We start from the raw sequence: 16,066 nt of genomic DNA on the forward strand, positions 1-16,066 counted from the left end.
GCGTGTTCGCGGGCATGGTGGAGGAGATGTAATGCCGGCACAGTTGACGACTCGAGCGCAGGTCAATGGTTATCGATTCCTGCTGCAGCGTTTCGAACATGCGCTCGTGCGCCGCGATGTCCGCATGTTGCACGATCCCATGCGCATTCAATTCCGATCGTTGATCACCGGGCTGGTGCTGGCCGTGCTGTTCACCGGCGGCTGCCTGGTCATGTCGTATCTGAAGCCGGAGACCAAGATCGGCGAGTCCAAGATCATCATGGGCTCCGTCAGCGGTGCGCTGTACGTGGTGATGGACAAGACGACGCTGCACCCGGTGCTGAATCTGGCCTCGGCGCGACTGGTCACCGGCAGCAGCGAATCACCAACGCAGATAAAGGATGCCAAGCTCAACTCGCTCTCGCGTGGTCCGCTGCTCGGCATCCCCGGCGCCCCGGCGGCGCTGCTCGGCCCGGACAAGGCCGACCGTTCGGAATGGACGCTGTGCGATGACACGACCTCCGGCGTGCAGACCACCGTGCTGGACGGCGCGCCGCGGTTGACCGCGCAGGTGCGCGCGGTCGCCGACGACCAGGCGCTGCTTGCCACGCTGGGTGACGCGACCTACCTGGTCTACAACGGCAAGCACGCGCGCGTCGACATGAACAACCCCGCGATCGTGTCCGCCCTGCGGGTGCGCGGGCTGCGTCCGCGTCCCATCGGGAACGGACTCCTGAACGCCACCGTCGCCGCGCCCGAGCTCGCGGTGCCCGGGATCGCGAACGCGGGCGCCCCCGGCCCGGCCCGGATGGACAAACTCGTTGTCGGGTCGGTGATCCGGGTCGACAACTCGCGCGACACCACGCTCTATGTGGTGCTGTCCGACGGTGTACAGAAGGTGTCCGCGTTCACCGCGGAGGTGTTGCGCACCGCGAATTCGATGGGTATGGCGGCGATTCCGCTCGTCTCGCCGGATGTGATCAGCGGCGTGCCGGTGCTCGACACATTGCCGGTGGACCAGTTTCCCGCGGAACGTCCCACCATCGTGTCGGCCGACGACCAGCCGATCGCGTGCGTGACCTGGTCGCGCGGCAAGGCCGACCCGACCGCGCGGCTGCAGCTGCTCGCCGGTAAACAACTGCCGCTGCCGCTGGACGCGCGCGCCATGACGCTGGTCGGTGGTGGCCTGGACGGCCACGCCGACGCCAGCTACCTGCCCCCGGCCACCGGTGAATTCGTGCAGGTGACGGGGATCGAACCGGACAGCACCCGACGGGACGGCCTGTTCTATGTGACCGACACCGGGATTCGATTCGGTATCCCCGACGCGGCCACCGCCGCCATGCTCGGCCTGTCCGAACCGAAACTCGTGCCGTGGCAGCTGCTCAGCCAGCTGCCGCCCGGTCCCATGCTCGACCGGCAGTCGGCCCTGATCGCTCGCGACACGGTGCGCGGCGACGGCCCGGCCCGCTGAATGCGCGCCCGCGATTCCGTTGGACGCTACCGCGCGTGGGTGTCCAGCGAGCCGAACCCGCCGCGTTCACCACATGTTCACCGTGACCCCAACGAGTGCCGTCGGCCTCCCGATACGCCGGATCGGTCTGATGTATTCCCCAGTGAGAGTGAGGGCTGATGCCGCGGATAGTGAGCAGGCGTACCGACGGGGCGGCGATCGTCGCGGTCGGCGGCGTCTGCGTGATCGTCGAACCGGACTCGGTCGACGCGAGCGGACGCTACGCGGTCGCCGCGGACGCGCTCGAGGTGACGCTGGTGAATATCGCCGCGGTCGAGCCGGGCTTCGGCGCCTCCGACGGGCCGATGCCGGACGGCCTGCTCGCGGCCGACCAGATCGCGGCGATCCTGGCGTGGGAGGTCGGTTTTGTCGAGGGCGTCGAGGGCGATGCGGAGCGGCCGGGCCTCAGCGGCAACGAGGCCGAGCTGTATCTGCGCTATCGTCCCGACACCGGTGACCCCTATCCCGATGCGGGAGCGCGGTCGGTGGACGTCGCCTTCCCGCTCGAGCTGCGTGCCGGACCGAGGAAAGAATTGGTCGCGACGCCGCAGCGCGCCGGTGCGGCCGGCGATGTCGATGTCGTCGACGAGTTCGGCGAGCCGCCGCTGGTGACCCAGCTGTGCGCGTCCATGGCCTACCTCGACGATCTGTCCGGCGCCGAGATCGTCGCGGACGCGGCGCAGGACCTGATCGATCGAATCAGTTACGCGGCAACGGTTACCGAGTTCTATCCGGCGCTGGTGGAGTCGGTCGTGGCGGGCACGTTGCCCGACGAGGTCCTTGAACTGGCCGGGGGCTTCGACACGGCCCAGATCCTCGACTTCTTCGCGCGGCTGGTGACCGAGCTGGACCGGCTGCGGCCGTGGCCGGACCCGGCGCTGGTGTCGGTGGACCCGGCGACGTGGCCCTCGCTGGGATCGAGCGTGCCGATCGGCTGGGTCGACATCCACATCGATGATCTGGAATGGGCGGTGAAGGCGCCGTTCGGTGACGTCGTCGCCGATGAGCCGCCGATGCTGGTGCTGCGGCTGCGCGATGGCCGGGTGGTGGCGCTGGTGGGCGAGCAGGAACCGGAGCCTGCGCAGTTCGTGCTGCTGTTGCCCGCGCACGCCGACCAGCGCGACAGCGCCGAGGTGATCGCGTACCTGGCGCGATACGCGGGCTTGCGGGTGGAAACCGAAGGCCTGCGGGAGGCCATGACAGAAATGGCGGCGTCATGATAGATCCGCAGAACCGACGGTTGGCCGAGGACGCCAGTGGACTACTGGACGCGTTCGGGCAAACCTTCGGGCACCTGGCCGAACTGGCGCGCAGCCGCGCCGAGCTCACCGCGTCGGCGTCGGCGGAGCGCGGGCGAATCACCGTGACGGTCAACGCTTCCGGCTCGATCATCGCGACGAAGTTTTCCGGAGCCGTCGACGATCTGAGCTACAGCCAGATCGCCCGCGCCACCCTGCAGGCGGCCCAGCGCGCGGCGGCGAAGATCACCCGCAAGGACGAGGAATTGCGTGCTCCGCTGGTCGAGCGGCAGTCCGCCATGCCCCGGCTGGAGGACATGTTCAGCGAACTGGCCGAACTCCGCAAGAAGATGCCGAAAGCGGTGCGCGCGCCACTCACCTCGCCGACCGAGCGGAACGAGCGGCCCGCCACCGGCCACCGAATACTGGATCGCGATGAGTGAGGCACACATGGACGACGAATTCGCCAGGGCGGTCGATGATTTCACCGAGCAGGTCACCGTTATCGGTCAGCTGCAGGCCGAAGCCGCGCAGCTGATGGGTACCGGGACGGCCGCGCGCCGCCGGGTGACCGTCGTGGTGAACGCCGACGGCATCGCCATCGACATCAAGTTCGCCTCCGGCATCGGCGATCTGGAGTACGACGAGATCGCCGAGGCGATCACCGAGGCGTCCGGCAAGGCCGTTGCCGACGTTGTCCGGCAACGGAAGGAACTGATGGCCCCGGTCATGGTCGACTACGGCGAGGCCCCGAAAGTCGGCGATATGCTTGCCGCCGTCGATGCACTGAAGGACCAGTTCAGCTGAACCGGCGCGGATTCAGCGGGTGAGGCCGGCCAGTGCGAGCTGGGTGAAGCCGGCGGCCACGGCGGTGCTGTCCGCGCCGCCGAAGGCCGCCCGTGCCGTATCACGGGTGACCGTACCCGATTCGGCGGCCGCCACCAGGTCGGCGACCGCCGATCGGGACGTCGAATCGCCGAGTACCGCGCACACGATGCCGGTCACCGTGTCCGGTGTCCACATCCCGGGAATCGCCGCGCCGATCCTGGCCGGTCCGGGGGACTGCCCGCGATACCAGCCGGTGCCGTCCCACCAGTAGCAGAACGACAGCAGTCCCGCGACGGCCCGGTGGTTCAGGACCGGGGCATCGACCCAATCCGGAAGGCCGCCGTAGTATTCCGGCATCGGGGCACCGTCGTTGTAGGCGGCGTCGAGTTCCGGGGCATCCCAGGTCCCGCCGGAGAGCACGGCACGCCCGCCCGGCAGCAGGTGCAGCGTCGAGCCGCTGCCGTCGGTGGATTCGAACGCGGCGGCCGATCCGATAATTCTTGGGCCCCAATCGCTTTCGGCCACCACCGCGGCTGCTGCCACGGTGGCCCACCGAGCCCATACCAGGCGTGGATCGAGGAATTCGACTGGTATCGCAGGTGTTTCGCGGTCGAGGTGGGCGCGGGTCAACAGGTCGGCGAGCCGTAACCGCCCATCCTCGACGGCCAGATAAGCCGCAAGCCACACCGGAAGGCGTTCGCGCGGAAAGCGTGCCAGATCGGCGCGGTAGGCCGCGGCGGGCTGCAGCAGGCTCGGCGGGAACGGCACGTCGCCGTAGCCGAATTCGGAGACCGTCGCGCCGTCGCGATCGCGGCGAAGCTCGACAAGCCACCAGGCCCGATCCTGCAGCGCGACGGTCACTGTGCGCAGCAGCTGGATCAGCTCGGTGACCGTCGCCGGCACCGCGACCTGCGCGGAATCGCCTGTCTCGGTGATGAATACGGCGTCGGCGGTCACCGTTGTGACCGTCGCCGAGCAGGTCAGATACAGCTGTCGCCACCGCGGTGGGCCTGCCGGTAGGAGTAGCTCGGTGATGTCCGCGGCGAGTTCGTCGGCGTACCGACGGACCTCGTCGCGGCGATCGGGCGGCGCCGCGGCTGCCACCTCGGTGACCGCCGCACCGCCGTACTCGGTGGCCAAAGACAGGGCGAAATCCGGGCTTTCGTCGGTGCTCACGCCACTCCTGTCAGCCAGAATCCGGGGCCCGGCGGCGGTAGCAGCGCGCTGAACGGGTCCGGCATGTCGTGATTCAGCGGGCGTTTGCGGCCCTTGGGTTTGCCGCTGAAGTAGCCGCCGTCCGACAGCGTCCGCTCGATCTGGGTTCGATCGGTCTGGCCGTCCTTGGCGATCCGCGCCAGCTCGGCCTCGAGCTTGGCCTCGGTGATGCCGGTGGCCAGCAGCTGTTCCTCGCGTACCGCCCGCATTTCCGCGATATTCCCGCGTTGTGCGGCGAACTGGTCCTGGAGCTCGGGCAGCCTGGCGAAACCGGCGAGCTGTCGTTGCGCACGGCGGATGCTCGCGTCGACGGCGTCGAGCCGTTGTTGTTCGGTCTCGACTCGGGTTCGGGCGTCGGTCACTCGCTCGGCAAGCCGCTCCTGCCGACCGTCCAGCTCGCGGATCCTGGCGCCGAGGGCGCGGTGCTCCGCGCGACGCTGCTCCGGCTGGTCGTCCTGGTTTTGCCGCCGTAGGTTTTCGCTTTCGCGCTCATGCCGGGCGATGCGCTCGTTGCGTTCCTGCAGGTGCGCGGTCCTGGTCTGCTCGTCGACGGTGTCCCGTCGCGACAAGGTGTGCCGAGTCGACTGCCGGGACAGCCGCTGGCGTTCGGCCTCGGCGGCCGAATCATGCTCTGCCGCACGGGCTTCACGTTGCTTGTGCACTCTCTCGCGGGCGCCGAGAGCACGGTAGTCGTGCTCGGCCCGCGCCAACTCCCGGTTGTGCGCGGCGAGATCTTCCTCGGCGATCTGGTGCTCGCGCCGGGCCTGCTGGAGCTCGGCCTCGTTGACGTGCCTACTCGCGGTGAGTCGATCGAGTTCAGCGCGCTGCGCCTCGTGTGCCCTGGTCGCCGCGTCCAAGGCATCCTCGGCGGCACGGTCGGCCCGCTCCATGGCGGCAACGGCCTTGTCCTGGTCGCGCACCGGGCCGTCCAGCTTGCCGTGCGCGCCGCTCTGCTCCTGCTTGGTCAGCTCTAGATGGGTGGTGGCGCGGACGATACTGCGCTGCTGCGTGTGCACCTCACCTTCGGCCCGGGTGAATTCCTCGGCGGCCCTGGCTCGGTCGGCACCCGTCACCGTTGGCTCGTCGAGTTGCGCGCGCCAGTGGTCGAGGCGGGCCTGTGCCGCGCTGAGGTTACGTTCCGCCTCGTGCTTTTCCCGCTGGAGTGTGTCGTGCCGCTCATTGAGGGTGTGCAGCCGGGAGTTCGCGTCGTGCACTTCTTCGTGAATTCGCTGGACCCGCTCGTCCGCGGCGGCCAGCGAGCGGCTTCGTTGTTCGAGGGTGCTGAGCTTCCGGTCGAGGTCGGTGATGGTCCGGTCCGCCGACCTGGCGCCGAGTCGTGCTGGCTGGGGTGGCGGGACGTCGGCGGGGAGTTCGGCGCGCTCCACTGAATGGGTGGACGAGGCGTAGTCGTGGTAGCTCTCGGTTTCGGTGATTTCCAGGATCGGACGTGACCGGTCCGGCGGCTGGCTGGTGGCGTGCGGTGGGCGTTCGCCGATTACCGAATGGGTGGAGGACGAATCGTCGTGGTAGGTCACGGTTTCGGTGATTTCCAGGACGGGGTGGGTCGTTTCGGCGGGTCCGTCGATCGGTCCGGTGGTCTCGACCGTCTGGTTATCGGCTCGGGCACTGGCGATCTGGGGTTCCGGCTCGCCCGCCAGCACCCGCTGAATCCGCGCGCGCTCATCGATCGCATGGCTCTGTGCTTCCCCCAACCGTTGCGTCGCATGGACTATGGGGTCGCCGTCTCGGCCCGGCGATGCGTCGGCGGGTCGCGCCCTGGCCTCGGCGCGAGCCCGGACGAGTTCGAGTTCGCGGGCCTTCACCTCCCGCTGTGCGGTAGTGAGATCGTTCAGGGCTCTGCGTTGCTCGGCCTGAAATGCGTTGCGGTGCTGGCGCGGATCGAATTCCGGCGCGTCGGCGCGGCCGCCGGAGCGGGCTTCGCGGTCCGCCACGCGGGCGGCGTGGTAACCGGGGACATCGCGCTGCCTGATCTCTTGGAGCAGCTCGTCATAGGATTTGACGCGCGCGCTGGTGCTGCCGCTGCCCATCGAGCGCAGCGAGGGCGGTCGCGGCTGCTCGGTCCGCTCGGTCATCGGAATGTGCTCGGCGGATCCGGCGCGCCCGGTCGGAACGTGCTCGCCTTCGGGTCTCGCGTGGAACTGTTGCGGCGCATCGCCGAGCATGCCGATGTAGCCGCGCTGCGCGCCCATCAGGGAGTTCGCGGATACCGCGCCGATCAGCGCCATTCTCGGGTCGAAGGTTCCGGTGAACAGTTCGCCGATGCCCGCGCCGACGAGCGTGGCGACGACGGTCGGGACGGTACCCGACAGCAGCCCGAGGCCGGCCCCCCAGACGCCGGCGGTGGGGTCCTTGCCCAGGCGGGTCAGCAGCTTGCCGCCGTACTTCTCGACGTTGGTGGCCACCAAGGCGCCGACGTACCACGCGCCGATCGACGCGGTGATCGACATGGCGACTTCCTTGCCGTCGATGCCGTCTCGATGGCCCTTGGCGATCTGGATCTCCTGAATCAACAGGTCGCCACCGCCGGCCCAGATGACGTTGTTGACCGCCTTCTCGATCATGAATTTGGTGACCGCGGCGGGCATCCGGCCGACCGCGAGTGCCGTGGCGTCGGTGAACCCCCAATCGAGCGCCGCGCGGGTCAGTCCGGGTGCGGCCCTCCCCGCGAAACCCGTCACCGGTTTGGCCACCAGCCCGGCGATCTTTCCCGGACCGTCGGACACCTTCGGCAGATACCGCAGCACTTTGACCAAGAATTCACCGATACCCGGGATTTCCGCGATGAGGTCGAGGGCACGGTTGGTTACCCGGTAGACCGCCGCCCGAGTGGCGCCGATGGCGGCGGCCTCGACGGCGGGAGCGGTCGGCGGCCACAACCACGCGCCGACGATCTGCGCGGCCAGCATGCCGATCGCCACGATGATCATCAGCTTGGTTTCTTCGAGCGTGGTCGCCGCGTGCCGGGTGGAGGTGCCGACCTGCTGAAAGTCCTTGGCCAGCTGGTCTATCGAGGTGTCGCCGGAGATGAGTTTCCGCAGTTCCGCGCTGATGGCGTCGTGCCCCTGCCCGGCCTGATAGCCGAGCAGCGCGCGGTTGTGCACCTCGCCGAGCGCGGGAATCAGCTGTTTTTCCATCGCGTCGGCGGCGTTCAACCAGGCCTGGGCCATCGCGAACATCTTGTCCTCGTCGCCTTCCGGCCATTCCGAGCCGACCACATAGGTCAGCCAGGCCAGGTCCGACGGCCAATGTAACGACATGCGCGGCTAACGGAAGTTGTCGACGTTGCCGGACTCTCCGTTCGACATGCTGTTCGCCGCGGTGGTCAATCCGGTGCCGAAGTCCTCGAGCGTCTCGAGCATGTCGTTCCCGCCTTTCAGCAGGTTCGACCGGGAGGCGCGGTAGCCGTTGGCGCCCTCGGCGAACTGCTTGCCGAAGGAATCGTCGCCCCAGGTTTCCGTCCCGGCGCCGCCGACCGCGTCGGTGAGCTCTCGCATGATCGCGTGGAACGAGACGGCACCCCCGGGGGTGCCCGAACTCATGTCGAGCAGTTCCTGACCGGCGGCCCGCACATCACTCGGGTTGACGATGATGCTCTGCGTCATGGTGTTGCCTCCGGCTCTGTCCCGCAGCACCATTCGATCGAACGACGTGCCGCACTCGGTATCCCTCACTGGATCTATCACAGGACGGCGGTATCTGCCGGTGGATCGGATCGATGCCGATCCAGTGTTAATTTCCGCGCTGCCCGCGTCACGCCGATTGGCGGGACGGTGTCCAATAAACGACACTGCGTTGACCGCGATTGGACAGCGGACTCGTGTCACGGCTCGGCAGAGGTGAGAGAAGACCATGGGACAACCCACTCGGCCCCCGCTGCGGCGGGCCGGATGAGCACGCAGACGCTGCCCGCGCGGCTCGGCCGGCGCCAACGTGCGGCGGTACTGCTGGTGATGTGCGGCATCGCCTTCCTGCTCAGCTTCGATACCGCGATCCACGCCATCGCGGTGCCAACCCTGTTGCAGCAGTTGGGGGATCGGCCCAACCTGCAAACGTCGCAATGGATTCCCAAGGTCTACGTGGTGGTGGCGGTCGCGCTGCTCATCGTCGGCGGCGTGGCCGCGGACCGGTTCGGCGCCAAGCGCGTCTTGATCGTCGGCCTGCTGATGTACCTGGCCGGTGCCCTGGCGAATTTTCCGCTGGCGATGACGTCGGTCCCGCTGATCGCGTTGCGCGCGGTCATGGGGGTCGGCTCGGCGCTCATGATCCCCGCCGCCATGTCGATCGTCGGTGCGGTCAGTGACACCGACGCCGGGCGGGTCAAGGCGTTCACGGTGTGGCTCGGTTGCTTCGCCTCGGGTGTGACGATCGTGCAGCTCGTCAGTGGCCTGGTTCTCGATAATCTCTGGTGGCCGCGGATCGTGGCGGTGCTCGGGCTCATCGCGGTGACGTCATTGCTCGGCGTCGTGACGGTGGTGCCCGCGATGCCACCCGATCCGCCGCGCCCGGTGGACTGGTCCGCGACGACGGTGGTGACGCTCGGGGTCGGGCTGGTGACGTTCGCCCTGTTCCAAGGGCCGGAATGGGGATGGACGAACCCCTCGGTCGTGCTGCCGCTGGCCGCGGGCATCCTGCCACCCGCGATCCTCGCGATAGCCCGGCGCAGCGGCAACGAGCCGTTGCAGGACTACCTCTTTCGCTCGGATCCGCTTATCCGCCGGGCGGTGATCGCGATGGCCGCGGTGTTCCTGGCGGTGTTCGGGATCGTGTTCCTGGTCATCCAATATCTCCAGGCGGTACGGGGCTATTCGCCGATTGTCGCGGGCTGGCTGTCGTTCCTGCCGACGGTGGCCGCGATGGCGATCGGGGCGAAGCTGGGGCCGATGCTGCGGCGCCAGCTCGGGCCGGGCGCGGCGCTGATCGTCGGACTGGCGGCCGTCTTGGACGGCCTCGCCATCGGGCTGACCGCCGACGCGACCGGCGATCTGCCGCCGATCGTTGCCATGGTGACGGTGGCCAGCGCGGGTTTCGCCGTCGTCATCAGCGTCGGGATGGACACGGTGATCGGCGCGCCGCCCTCGTCGAGTCGCGGGATCAGCTGCGCGGCGCGGATGACGTTCGCACAGCTCAGCGGCATGCTCGGGCTGTCGATCGTCGGCAGCCTGGTCGACAGCGGTTACCACGCACATCTCCGGGTTCCTGCCGCGGTTCCGATGCAACAGGGCGACACCGTGGTCAGTCGCGACTCGCTGGGTAAAGCGGTGGCGGTGGCCGCCTCTGTCGTCGATCAGTCCGCCGCACCGCTGGCCGCCGCCGTACAGCACGCCTTCCTGGCCGGTTATCGGCACGGGTTGCTCGCCATCATCGGCGTCATCGTTGCCACGATGGTCACGATTATCGTGAAGTCCACCGCCTCGAAACGGCGTCGCGGGCAGGGCTCGTTGGGCGCGTGGTAAATGCGGAAAAGGTGTAAAGCTACTTTCTGGTCGGAATAATCGCGCGCCGTGCACAGTTGTCTCGGCTGGTGGATTTACGCGTGCTCTAACTGGCCTCTATTTTGCATGCGCAGCCGCCGCTGCAGCGGGTTGTGTGTCGACGTGAGCAGTGCCTGAAACCCGCTGTACCTGGCCATTTGTTAAGGAAGTATCAACATCTAAAGGTTTTCTAAAGAACGCGAGGAAATTATTTGGAATATCAAATGATGTCAAGCTGATGCAAATATTTCAATTGAAAGTTGACGACTCCTGAAATGTGCATAATCATCTCGTAAGGCACCCGTAACGAGCTGGATCCGGCCATTCGACACGGCGTGTCAGTGCTACTGAAAGGCTGAGGTTGCCATGCAGGATATCGAGGACGGCACACGCGTCAGCCGCCGCGCGGCACGTCCGGGTACCGCGAGCAGATCGATGCCTGCGCGGACATCGGCCGAGGAGACGCTGATGCGATCGCGGGCCGAACGCGCGCAATGCGAACAGGCGCGGGTGTTCCAGACCATGCTCATCGCCGAGGCGGAGCAGCTGCAGGACGAGTTGCGCGAACTGCATGCCGAACTGCGTGAGGTCTATCGCCATTTGAGCACCATGCGCCGCCGATTCCCGACGTTGCCGCCGGTCCCGCGAACCGTTGGCTACCCTCCCGTCGCGGTGCCGTCGGCGCCGCCCACCGGCCTGCGCCGGGGTTCCGCCACCGCATGACGATCGGCTCGGCGCGGTCGCTCGGCAGATCGCGCCCGGTCAACGGTCACTTCCACGGTCCGCTACCATTCAGGCTGCCTGAGGTCGACGGATCGGACAAATGTGCGTGTGGTGCTTGTGGAGGATGACCGGGGTGTGGTCGCGGCCGTTGTCGACGGACTACGAGCCCACGGATTTCATTCCGTCGACCATCTGTCCCATGGACTAGATCTGCTGACCTCGCACTCCGGTTATGACGCGGTAATCCTGGATCTCGGTCTGCCCGACGTCAACGGGTATCTCGTTCTCCGGCAATTACGTAAGGTCAGCTCCGTCCCGGTGCTGGTCCTCACCGCCGAGGGCGACGAGCTCGCGGTGGTGTCGTGCCTGCGGGCCGGCGCGGACGACTACATGGTCAAACCGCCGCGCGTCGGCGAGCTGGCGGCACGTCTCGAAGCGATCGTGCGGCGCTGGCAGGCCACCGACTATTGCCCGGCCGTCGTGGTCACCGGCGATGTCACCGTGGACCTGGTGGCGCGCCGTGTCGAGGTGGCCGGCCAGTCGGTGTCGCTGACCGTGAAGGAATTCGCGGTGGCGCGAATGTTGGTGACGCAGGCGGGCATCGCGGTAAGTCGCGAAAAGATCATGGACGAGATCTGGGGCGAGAAGACCACCGCCATCTCGCGTTCACTCGACGTCCACATGGGCGCGCTGCGCGGCAAGCTGAACAGGCCGGGCCTGATCGCCACGATCCACGGTTTCGGCTACCGCTGGGCTCGGTGAGATCGCTCGATGCGCGTCCGTTTACTGACGGCGTTCACCCTGCTCGCGGCGATCTGTATGACCTGTCTCGCCGTCGGCATCGGCTTCCAAATCGTGTGCAGCCGAACCAGGGGACTGCTCATCGATCGGATCCACGACGCCGAACGGTTCGTGGCGCTGTCCGCGGGACAGCCGTCGACCCTCGGTGCCGAAGCCCAGCGCTATCACGACCGCACCGGCAACGGTGTCCTGGTGACCGGGGCGGACGGCACCCTGCTGTGCGACATCGGCGTCGACCGCCGCGACCCGGCGGTCATCGAGGCGTCCGGCCGAGCCAAACGCTTTGTGCCCGAAGGCCAACCACCGTGGGTGTATCCGTGGAGTACCCAGTCGATGCTCGTCGCGGAACCGATCGGGGCGCCGCCGGAGGCGGGTGGCGTGGTGGTCATCGTGGTATCCACCTTCGCGACTCGCACGCAAATCGGCGACGCCTGGATACAACTCGGCTGCGTCACCGCGACCGGGGTGCTGTTGGTCGGCGGTCTCGCGCTGGTGATGTCCGGGTGGATCCTGCGACCGGTGTCCGAGCTGCTCCGCAACGTCGACGCACTGACCTCGACAATGCCGGTGCGCAACGCCGAGCCGCGCGGGCACGCACCCAAGGGCGAGGGCCCGCCGGAGATCGTGGAATTGGCGGTCGGGGTCCGGGCCTTGACCCAGGCCGTTGCCGAGCTGGCCGCCGCCGAGCGGCGACTCGTGGCCGACACCGCGCATTCCATGCGCAACCCGCTCACCGCGCTCGCGGTCAGACTCCAAGCGCTGCAACCGATGATGGCCGCGGATCGGGCGGCTTCGGCCTTCGTCAGCGTTGTCGGCGAAGTGGACCGGCTGACCGGGTTGCTGGACGGGCTGCTTGCCTCGGCCGTGGCCGAAGCCGGGCTCGGGTGCGCCGAGGCAACGAGCGCCGCGTCCGGCTGCGACGCGGTGCGGGTGGCCGGCCAGCGGGTCGAGGCGTGGCACGACGCGTTCACCGAGGCCGGTCTGACATTGACCATGCGACCACTGGTCACCACCGCGGAATCGGTAGTGCCGCACCAGGTTCTCACGCAGATCCTCGACGTCGCGTTGAGCAACTCGGCGCGTTACGCCGGGCGCGGCGCGGCGGCGACGGTCATCGTGAACCATGAATGCGAGTCGGTGGTGATCTCGGTCCAGGACACCGGAATCGGGGTGGCGCCGGACGAGATCGACCGGATCACCACCCGATTCTTTCGCGGCGCACAGGCCGCCGCCGGCGGTTCCGGGCTCGGTCTGCCGATCGCCGCGACCTTGGCCGCTCAGCACGGCGGATTGTTCTTCGTCGAGGCCGTCGAGCCGCATGGTCTGGCGGTGACGGTCAGTTTTCCCACGGTGTCCGGCCCCGCCGGTATCGACGAAACAGCCCGCCTTCGCTGATCCGCGCAACCTTACGGCTCGGTGAACTGCTTACCAGCCGGTGAACTCTGCATCTCCAGCCACGTCAAGCCAAGGCCGATGGCGCAACGATTGCTCGGTGGCAGCGGGCCCTACCGGCAGTGCGGCAGTTGACGAGGCCGTCGGGCGGTGAGCTCGGCGGGAGATGAGAAGGAACCGTGACGACACCGACGCCTGACCCCAACGGTCATCCGCGCGACCCTCATCATTTCGAACACGGTGGGCACGGGCGTCATCCACATCGGCACCCGCACAAGGGCCATCCGCCGCATGGTGGGACCGGGCCGCATGGTGGGACCGGGCCGCATACTCCGGGGCATCACGGTCCGTCGGGGGCGACCGGCCCGCATGATCCGGGTCATGGTGCGACCGGCGCGCATGGGCCGACCGGGCCCAATGGCGATCCGAATGGTGGCGACTCCGGCGGCGGCGAGCCCAAGGGTGACTCGGGTGGCGGTAAGCCGAGCGGTGACTCCGGCGGCGGTAAGCCGAGTGGAGGTGGCCCGAGCGGTGGTAAACCGAGCGGCGGCAACCCGGGTGGCGGTAATTCGGGCGTCGGCAACCCGGGTGGCGGTAATTCGGGCGGCGGCGGGAAAGCCGTGCAGGTCGATCCGGCGGAACTGATCGCCAAGGGTAAGAAGCTGGCGGATCTGCCGAGTGCGGCAAACGGCCTGTTCGACATTCTCAAAAAATTGAATAACAGCATCCAGTCGTTGGGGACCCCGTGGGGTGAAGACGAACTCGGGAAGCAGTTCTCGGAGGGTGCGTCGGGTTACCTAGCGGCGGTGGAGTCGCTGGTGGGTAATGCCACTCCTGGTCCGGACGCGGCCGGTGCGATTCCGGTCTATGGACAGATCCTGGTCAATTACGGCAAGACGATCGAGGAAGCGGGCAAAGCGTTCTCCCTGGGCGAGGATCTCTACGCCCAGTGGATGCTCGGCAACTATGTCAACGAAAACGCGAAAGGCAATCCGGGCCCGTACAAAGGACCGCTCAGTTCCGACCCGAACTTCGGCAAGAAAGACGACAAGAACAATCAGACGCCGCCTCCTGGCAACCAATATCAGGGCTCAGGTGGCGGTGGCCAGGATTCGGGAGGATCGTCGCAGGGTGGCCCGAACGCCGGTGGTGCGAACGCTGGTGGCCCGAACGCTGGTGGCCCGAATGCAGGTGGTCCGAATGCAGGTGGTGCGAACGCTGGTGGATTGAATCCGAAGGGTCCGAACACCGACGACACAGACGGCCAGAGCGCACCACCGCCGTCGAATTACGCGTTGTCCGGTTCGCCGTCGTCCCGCACTCCGAATTTCGACGGCGATAGCTCTGACGATCCGCGCGGCTCGATTGGCACATCGGGCGCGCCCCTGGCCGGCATGTCCCTCCCGCCGGGTGCGCTGGGGTTCAACGGGCCTGGGCCTGCCGTCGATCCGGCGACCGGTTTGCCGGTGGACAAGACCGGTGCGCCGAACGTGAGCGGCAAAGTCGGTGGCGGTGAGGGGGCGGCTGGTAGCACCGCCGGTGGCCAGCGGGCACCGGGGCCGGGGTCCGCGTTCGATGGTGAGAAATTGGCGTCGAAGAACGTCGGCGCGGGCATGCCGACCCGAGCTGGCATGCCCGGCAGCGGAATGACTCCCGGCATGCCGAGCACGCCGGGTGGCGGTGCCGCTGGCGGCGCAGCGCCCGAGGGGAAGAAAAAGGGGCGCGGTGAGCGCCGCAAGCCGCCGACCTCGGACGAGGTCGAGGACGAGCCGGGCACGGATGATCCGTGGCAGCGGTCCGGCTGGCCGATCGGTGGTCGGTGATGGCTGTTCCCGACGCGATCTCTCGATCCGATATCAACCTGCCGCCGAGCTTGCACGATTTGGCTTGGGTTGCCGGTGGCGCGTGGCCCAAGGGCAGCGAGAACGGTATGTTCGCGCTGGCCGATGCGTGGTCGGAGGCTTCCGGTGACTTGACCGGGCTGGTCGACGACATCAAAGAAGCGGTCACCGATGTTTTGCATGCGTATGCGTCGGCGGATTCCGATAACGCGGCGATGGTGCAGACGCTGAAAGATTTGACCAAGGAGTCGGATACCTCGTCTCTGCAGTCGATCGCGGAGTCGTTGAAACAGCTGGCGAGTTCGTGCGACAAGGTGGGTTGCGCGATCCAGCAAAACAAGATCATGATCATCCTCGGCTTGATTCAATTGTTTGTCGAGATCATGTACGCGTTGTTTTGGCCGCCGACGGCTGGGCCTACGATTGCGGCCGAAATCGCGTGGACCAAACTGGTTTTCCAGTGGCTAAAAAAGATGCTGTACGAAATCGTGGTCGCTGCCTTGCGTGCCGCCGGCCTCCAGGTGATTCAGAATATCCTGATCCAGTTGGGCCAGATGGCCGCGCACCACCGCGAGAGTTTCGATGTCAAAGAAATGGGGCAGTTCGCGCTCGGTGGCGCGTTGGGTGGCGCATTCGGTCATTTGTTCGGCAAATTGGGTGGAGATCTCGTCCGTCTCCTCGGCGGAAAAGTGGGGTTCAACCAGAAGTTCGAGCACATTTTCGCTGGTCTGGTGCAGGGCGGGGCCGGTGGTGTCGGCGGCATGATCGGTGGCGGTCTCGCCAACCAGATCGCCACCGGTGGCCCATTCGCGCTGGATCCGAGGATGCTCGCCGCCGGTGTGGCCGGCGCGTTCACCGGTGGTGCCCGAGGCTGGCGCAATTCCAGCGTGAAGGTGCATATCGAAAATCTGCCGATGTCGAGCCTCAAAGACAGGCCAGGGGCTGCGCCCGTCGGTGCGGTGGGTAAGGACCTCGGGAGTCCAGAACAGAATCTGAAATCGCCGCCGACCAGCCCCGCGCCCTCCCCTAAGGCCGGTGAGCCGA

13 protein-coding genes are annotated in these 16,066 nt (G+C 67.3%); 9 read left to right on the forward strand and 4 right to left on the reverse strand.

All coding sequences use genetic code 11. The annotated features are described in order from the left end of the window. The first annotated feature begins 31 nt into the window (after nucleotides 1-31). The 4 genes from eccB (at nucleotide 32) to ACIBCN_RS37020 (ending at nucleotide 3,537) form a co-directional block, all read left to right on the forward strand. On the forward strand, nucleotides 32-1,453 hold the full coding sequence (gene eccB / locus ACIBCN_RS37005; protein ID WP_396996637.1) for a type VII secretion protein EccB: 1,422 nt from the start codon (nucleotides 32-34) through the stop codon (nucleotides 1,451-1,453). Nucleotides 1,454-1,611: 158 nt separating this feature from the next. Further along, nucleotides 1,612-2,712 (forward strand): hypothetical protein, encoded by a 1,101-nt coding sequence (locus ACIBCN_RS37010; protein WP_396996639.1) that lies wholly within the window; start codon nucleotides 1,612-1,614, stop codon nucleotides 2,710-2,712. Further along, the gene (locus ACIBCN_RS37015) at nucleotides 2,709-3,173 is read left to right on the forward strand and encodes a YbaB/EbfC family nucleoid-associated protein (protein ID WP_396996640.1); all 465 of its coding nucleotides are present in this window, start codon (nucleotides 2,709-2,711) and stop codon (nucleotides 3,171-3,173) included. Before ACIBCN_RS37010 ends, ACIBCN_RS37015 begins: the two co-directional genes overlap by 4 nt. Further along, nucleotides 3,166-3,537, forward strand: coding sequence for a YbaB/EbfC family nucleoid-associated protein (locus ACIBCN_RS37020; RefSeq protein ID WP_396996642.1), 372 nt, complete (start codon nucleotides 3,166-3,168; stop codon nucleotides 3,535-3,537). The genes ACIBCN_RS37015 and ACIBCN_RS37020 overlap by 8 nt, the downstream gene beginning before the upstream one ends. Nucleotides 3,538-3,549: 12 nt before the next feature. On the opposite strand, the gene ACIBCN_RS37025 is transcribed toward ACIBCN_RS37020, so the two are convergent. Genes ACIBCN_RS37025 through ACIBCN_RS37035 form a run of 3 tightly spaced genes read right to left on the reverse strand, consistent with a single transcriptional unit; the run spans nucleotide 3,550 to nucleotide 8,396 of the window. After that, nucleotides 3,550-4,734, reverse strand: coding sequence for a hypothetical protein (locus ACIBCN_RS37025; protein WP_396996643.1), 1,185 nt, complete (start codon nucleotides 4,732-4,734; stop codon nucleotides 3,550-3,552). Next, nucleotides 4,731-8,051, reverse strand: coding sequence for a hypothetical protein (locus ACIBCN_RS37030; RefSeq protein WP_396996645.1), 3,321 nt, complete (start codon nucleotides 8,049-8,051; stop codon nucleotides 4,731-4,733). The genes ACIBCN_RS37025 and ACIBCN_RS37030 overlap by 4 nt, the downstream gene beginning before the upstream one ends. A gap of 6 nt (nucleotides 8,052-8,057) precedes the next feature. Then, nucleotides 8,058-8,396, reverse strand: coding sequence for a hypothetical protein (locus ACIBCN_RS37035; RefSeq protein ID WP_396996647.1), 339 nt, complete (start codon nucleotides 8,394-8,396; stop codon nucleotides 8,058-8,060). Between the two features lie 285 nt (nucleotides 8,397-8,681). Here ACIBCN_RS37035 and ACIBCN_RS37040 point away from each other — a divergent pair, with 285 nt between their 5' ends. The 5 genes from ACIBCN_RS37040 (at nucleotide 8,682) to ACIBCN_RS37060 (ending at nucleotide 15,004) form a co-directional block, all read left to right on the forward strand. Beyond that, complete coding sequence (locus tag ACIBCN_RS37040) at nucleotides 8,682-10,247, forward strand: MFS transporter (protein ID WP_396996648.1); 1,566 nt, start codon at nucleotides 8,682-8,684, stop codon at nucleotides 10,245-10,247. 486 nt (nucleotides 10,248-10,733) lie between these two features. Next, nucleotides 10,734-10,988, forward strand: a complete 255-nt coding sequence (locus ACIBCN_RS37045; RefSeq protein WP_396996650.1) for a hypothetical protein — start codon at nucleotides 10,734-10,736, stop codon at nucleotides 10,986-10,988. A 102-nt stretch (nucleotides 10,989-11,090) separates the two neighbouring features. After that, on the forward strand, nucleotides 11,091-11,750 hold the full coding sequence (locus ACIBCN_RS37050) for a response regulator transcription factor (RefSeq protein ID WP_396996652.1): 660 nt from the start codon (nucleotides 11,091-11,093) through the stop codon (nucleotides 11,748-11,750). A 9-nt stretch (nucleotides 11,751-11,759) separates the two neighbouring features. Then, nucleotides 11,760-13,184, forward strand: coding sequence for a sensor histidine kinase (locus ACIBCN_RS37055; RefSeq protein WP_396996653.1), 1,425 nt, complete (start codon nucleotides 11,760-11,762; stop codon nucleotides 13,182-13,184). A gap of 176 nt (nucleotides 13,185-13,360) precedes the next feature. Beyond that, nucleotides 13,361-15,004 carry a hypothetical protein gene (locus tag ACIBCN_RS37060; protein ID WP_396996654.1) on the forward strand — a complete coding sequence of 548 codons (1,644 nt, stop codon included), beginning with the start codon at nucleotides 13,361-13,363 and terminating at the stop codon, nucleotides 15,002-15,004. 482 nt (nucleotides 15,005-15,486) lie between these two features. On the opposite strand, the gene ACIBCN_RS37065 is transcribed toward ACIBCN_RS37060, so the two are convergent. Then, nucleotides 15,487-15,921: a hypothetical protein gene (locus ACIBCN_RS37065; protein WP_396996655.1), complete on the reverse strand. Its 435-nt coding sequence runs from the start codon at nucleotides 15,919-15,921 to the stop codon at nucleotides 15,487-15,489. Nucleotides 15,922-16,066 lie beyond the last annotated feature (145 nt).

The sequence above is a fragment of the Nocardia sp. NPDC051052 genome (assembly GCF_044456045.1).
Classification (GTDB): domain Bacteria; phylum Actinomycetota; class Actinomycetes; order Mycobacteriales; family Mycobacteriaceae; genus Nocardia.

Coding starts and splice junctions, on each gene's coding strand:
- eccB (WP_396996637.1), top strand. CDS start 32: ATGCCGGCACAGTTGACGACTCGAGCGCAGGTCAATGGTTATCGATTC.
- ACIBCN_RS37010 (WP_396996639.1), top strand. CDS start 1,612: ATGCCGCGGATAGTGAGCAGGCGTACCGACGGGGCGGCGATCGTCGCG.
- ACIBCN_RS37015 (WP_396996640.1), top strand. CDS start 2,709: ATGATAGATCCGCAGAACCGACGGTTGGCCGAGGACGCCAGTGGACTA.
- ACIBCN_RS37020 (WP_396996642.1), top strand. CDS start 3,166: ATGAGTGAGGCACACATGGACGACGAATTCGCCAGGGCGGTCGATGAT.
- ACIBCN_RS37030 (WP_396996645.1), bottom strand. CDS start 8,051: ATGTCGTTACATTGGCCGTCGGACCTGGCCTGGCTGACCTATGTGGTC.
- ACIBCN_RS37035 (WP_396996647.1), bottom strand. CDS start 8,396: ATGACGCAGAGCATCATCGTCAACCCGAGTGATGTGCGGGCCGCCGGT.
- ACIBCN_RS37040 (WP_396996648.1), top strand. CDS start 8,682: ATGAGCACGCAGACGCTGCCCGCGCGGCTCGGCCGGCGCCAACGTGCG.
- ACIBCN_RS37045 (WP_396996650.1), top strand. CDS start 10,734: ATGCGATCGCGGGCCGAACGCGCGCAATGCGAACAGGCGCGGGTGTTC.
- ACIBCN_RS37055 (WP_396996653.1), top strand. CDS start 11,760: ATGCGCGTCCGTTTACTGACGGCGTTCACCCTGCTCGCGGCGATCTGT.
- ACIBCN_RS37065 (WP_396996655.1), bottom strand. CDS start 15,921: ATGCACCTTCACGCTGGAATTGCGCCAGCCTCGGGCACCACCGGTGAA.